This window comes from uncultured Acetobacterium sp. (genome assembly GCF_927416815.1).
Taxonomy (GTDB): domain Bacteria; phylum Bacillota; class Clostridia; order Eubacteriales; family Eubacteriaceae; genus Acetobacterium.
In genome coordinates, this window is record NZ_CAKMJU010000036.1 from 1 (window position 1) to 3,338 (window position 3,338).

At 48.3% G+C, this 3,338-nt stretch carries 3 protein-coding genes and 1 pseudogene; all 4 read left to right on the forward strand.

Annotated features, from left to right (window positions below):
* Positions 1 to 201 precede the first annotated feature (201 nt).
* On the forward strand, positions 202 to 678 hold the full coding sequence (locus QZ998_RS07025; protein ID WP_296559206.1) for a DUF6431 domain-containing protein: 477 nt from the start codon (positions 202 to 204) through the stop codon (positions 676 to 678).
* A gap of 84 nt (positions 679 to 762) precedes the next feature.
* Entirely contained in the window at positions 763 to 2,142 is a 1,380-nt protein-coding gene (locus QZ998_RS07030; RefSeq protein WP_296559207.1) for a DDE-type integrase/transposase/recombinase, read from the forward strand.
* Positions 2,135 to 3,037: an AAA family ATPase gene (locus QZ998_RS07035; protein ID WP_296559208.1), complete on the forward strand. Its 903-nt coding sequence runs from the start codon at positions 2,135 to 2,137 to the stop codon at positions 3,035 to 3,037. The genes QZ998_RS07030 and QZ998_RS07035 overlap by 8 nt, the downstream gene beginning before the upstream one ends.
* 109 nt (positions 3,038 to 3,146) lie before the next feature.
* A pseudogene (locus tag QZ998_RS07040) lies at positions 3,147 to 3,338 on the forward strand (ATP-dependent Clp protease proteolytic subunit); the annotation flags it as partial.

Genomic DNA, 3,338 nt, shown 5'->3' on the forward strand with positions numbered 1-3,338 from the left:
TGTTTTTGACCTGTTGAAGGGTCAAAAAATTGCTCTGGTTGCATGTCCTCCAATTGCTCTGTATAATGTCATTATCACAGAGAAAGGAAAGACCCCAAGGAACCTATCTTAGCAGGACAAGCGTTCCGAGGGGTCAACCAACATGATTATTATAGCAAACTATACGTTGGACTACAACGAGGAACACGCTTTTTTTACACAGTGAGTCATGAAATGCCAGGCATCTGCCCGATATGCGGTGGCAAGCTCAATTACCGGGATAATCGGTTGCGGATTTTCAAAGAGTATGGCGGTGATAAAAAGAGGCTGTTGATTCGTCGTCTTAAATGCAAATGCGGAAAGCTGCATCACGAAATCCCAGATTTTCTGGTGCCACATAAGCACTACACCAATGAAGTGCTTGAAAATGTGCTGGATGACGTATCCACACCAGCGGATCTGTCTAGCGAAGACTACCCCTGCGAGATTACCATGAAACGTTGGAAAGACTGGCTTTCAAGGAACCGCTATCAGATTGAGGGGATGCTTCGAACCATCGGTTATAAGCTGCCTGGATTTACTGTAACACTTCTGAAATCCAGGATTTCATTACTCACAGGCCTGCGGGAAAGCGGGAGCGATTGGCTGGCAACCATCCACCGTCTGATTTATAACTGCGGATTGCGTTTAATCCCTTAAACGGGAGGCGCGGCATGCACCTGATTTGTTTTGCTGTCATTGGTATGGCCATGCTATGATGCGCAAAAAAGGAGGTGCTTGTTTATGACAAAACAGAGCAACACCATTGACGACTGGAAAGAGCAACTAGCCTTACAGCGTCATGAAATCATTACCCCCCTGTTGGATGATTCCCTGGATCCTCAGAAAAAACAGCTGTTAAGGGTTCGGCAGGCCCAAAAGTACGGACTTTCGACCCGGACGATCAGCCGTTATGAGGCGGCCTATTTAAGCGGAGGCTTTTCCGGTTTAAAGCCAAAATCCCGGGATAAACGGCCATCAACAGAACTGCCAGAAAACTTCGAAGCCCTGATACAGGAAGCGATTCTCCTAAAAAGAGAGGTCCCCTCCCGAAGCATCAATCAGATTATTCTGATTCTGGAAATGGAGGAACGGGTCCCACCCGGAGTACTCAAACGATCAACCCTTCAGCGCCATCTATTTCAGTCCGGGTTTGGTAAAAAACAGATGAAAAAGTATGTTGAAGCCAAAGTCACGTCATCGGGACGGTTTGCCAAACCCCACCGGATGATGCTTCTCCAGGCCGATATCAAATATGCCTTGAAGCTGCCCATTGGCAGGAATGGCAAAATGATCCAGACCTATTTATCAGCCGCCATTGATGACTGTACCCGCTATGTCGTTGCCTCCGGCTTTTATGCCCATCAGGAGGCGACCATTGTGGAAGATACCCTGCATCAGGCGATTTTAAAATGCGGAAAACCGGCGGCACTTTATGTTGACAATGGCAAGCAATATACGTCGCTACAACTCACTAAAATATGTGCAAAGCTTGGTATTCGTTTGATGCATTGCAAACCATACGTTGCTAAAAGTAAGGGTAAGATCGAAAAATTCAATCATTTCGTCAATGCCTTCATTGCTGAAGCCAAAGCGGCCAGAATAAAAACCCTGGAGGCATTAAACCACCTGTGGCGGGTCTGGCTGGAAGCCTATTATCATGATAAACCCCATGATGCCCTGGGCGATGGAGTAAGCCCAAAAATGGCCTTTAATCGGGACAGCCGCAGCCTGACCTTTCTGGATGTTAATCTGGTTGCCGAAGCCTTTCTTCATCATGAGCAGCGGCGAGTTGATAAGAGTGGTTGCATCAGCTTTAAAGGGCGTAAATACGAGGTGGGCCTGAGTCTGATTGGCGCAACGGTTACCATCGCTTTTGATCCCCTGCAGGATGAAACCCTGACCATCACCTATCGTGACATGGCGGCCTTTGAATCAAAACCCCTGGCGATTGGTGAGTTCTGCAGGAAAACGCCCAAAGTCCCGGAACATCTGTTGCCGACAGAGCCGGAAAGCTCCCGCTTTTTGGATGGCCTGGAAAAGAAGTATGACCAGGAAAAACGTCAGGTCGCCAACGCCATCTCCTTTAACACCTATAAAAAGGCGGTGACGGATCATGTATGAATCGTTTTTTGATATGACTGGCACCCCTTTTGTCCGGGATATCCCGACCGATGTCCTGTATGAATCTCCCTATGTGGCGGAAATCCTGGGGCGGCTGTCTTATGCTGCTGATCGTCAGTTGTTTGCTGTTCTGACCGCCGATCCGGGATGCGGCAAGTCCACCATTATCCGGAAATTTACCCAATCCCTTCCCGGGGATGGTTATGTCCTGCTCTACCTGTCGGATTCCAAACTGACACCCCGCTGGTTTTATAAAGGACTCCTCGATCAGCTGGGGATCGAATCCAAATTTTACCGCGGCGATGCCAAAAGACAGCTGCACAAAGAAATCGAGATTATCCGCGGGGTACAGAAGAAAAAAGTCGTCTGTGTGCTGGATGAAGCGCATCTGCTGGATAAAGAAACCCTGGAAGAATTTCGTTTTTTGCTTAACTTCAGGTTTGATTCAATGAGCCCGATGTCACTGATTCTCGTCGGTCAGTCCGATCTCTGGGAAAAACTCAAACTCCAGCGTTATGCCGCCATCCGGCAGCGGGTCGATCTGAATTGTGTGCTGCCACATCTGGATGGCGCACAAACCGCCACCTATATCCAGTGTCACCTTGACTATGCTGGTTGTGACCACGAACTTTTTACCGATAAGGCGATGGATGAGATTTATCGCTGTTCCACCGGAACCATGCGGATTATTAACCGGATTTGTGAAAAGTCTCTGATGTACGCCTGTCAGCAACGGCTTGTCTTCTTGTGCGGCACTTGCATAAGACTTTGCCACCGAAGTTCCATCCGCTTCGGGATCTGTCAGGTAGGAACCGGCAAGACGTCGACCTTCATTGACCAGGCCTACGCTGACCAGAGTGCGAAGCAATGCTGCTATCTCTTCGCCCGGAGTTGATTCTTTAGCCAGCTTGAATTCGGCAGTGACGATCTTCAAAAACACTAGGGTATCGAGCGGCGTTCGAAGACGCCATGGTACAAGCCCGTCCTGGCCTGCTCGATAAGGCACGGGGTTGGTTGAGCAGCTTCTATTTTTATAAGCTGATAATACAGATAAATACATCAACATCTACATCAATAGCCCAGGTGGATCGATTACTGCAGGTATGGCGATTTTCGATACCATGGAGTATATTAAACCAGACATTTCTACGATTTGTGTAGGCATGGCAGCGAGTATGGGTGCTTTCTTACTTGCA

Excerpts from the sequence above, each read along its gene's own strand:
- QZ998_RS07030 (WP_296559207.1), top strand. The coding sequence starts at position 763 with ATGACAAAACAGAGCAACACCATTGACGACTGGAAAGAGCAACTAGCC.
- QZ998_RS07035 (WP_296559208.1), top strand. The coding sequence starts at position 2,135 with ATGTATGAATCGTTTTTTGATATGACTGGCACCCCTTTTGTCCGGGAT.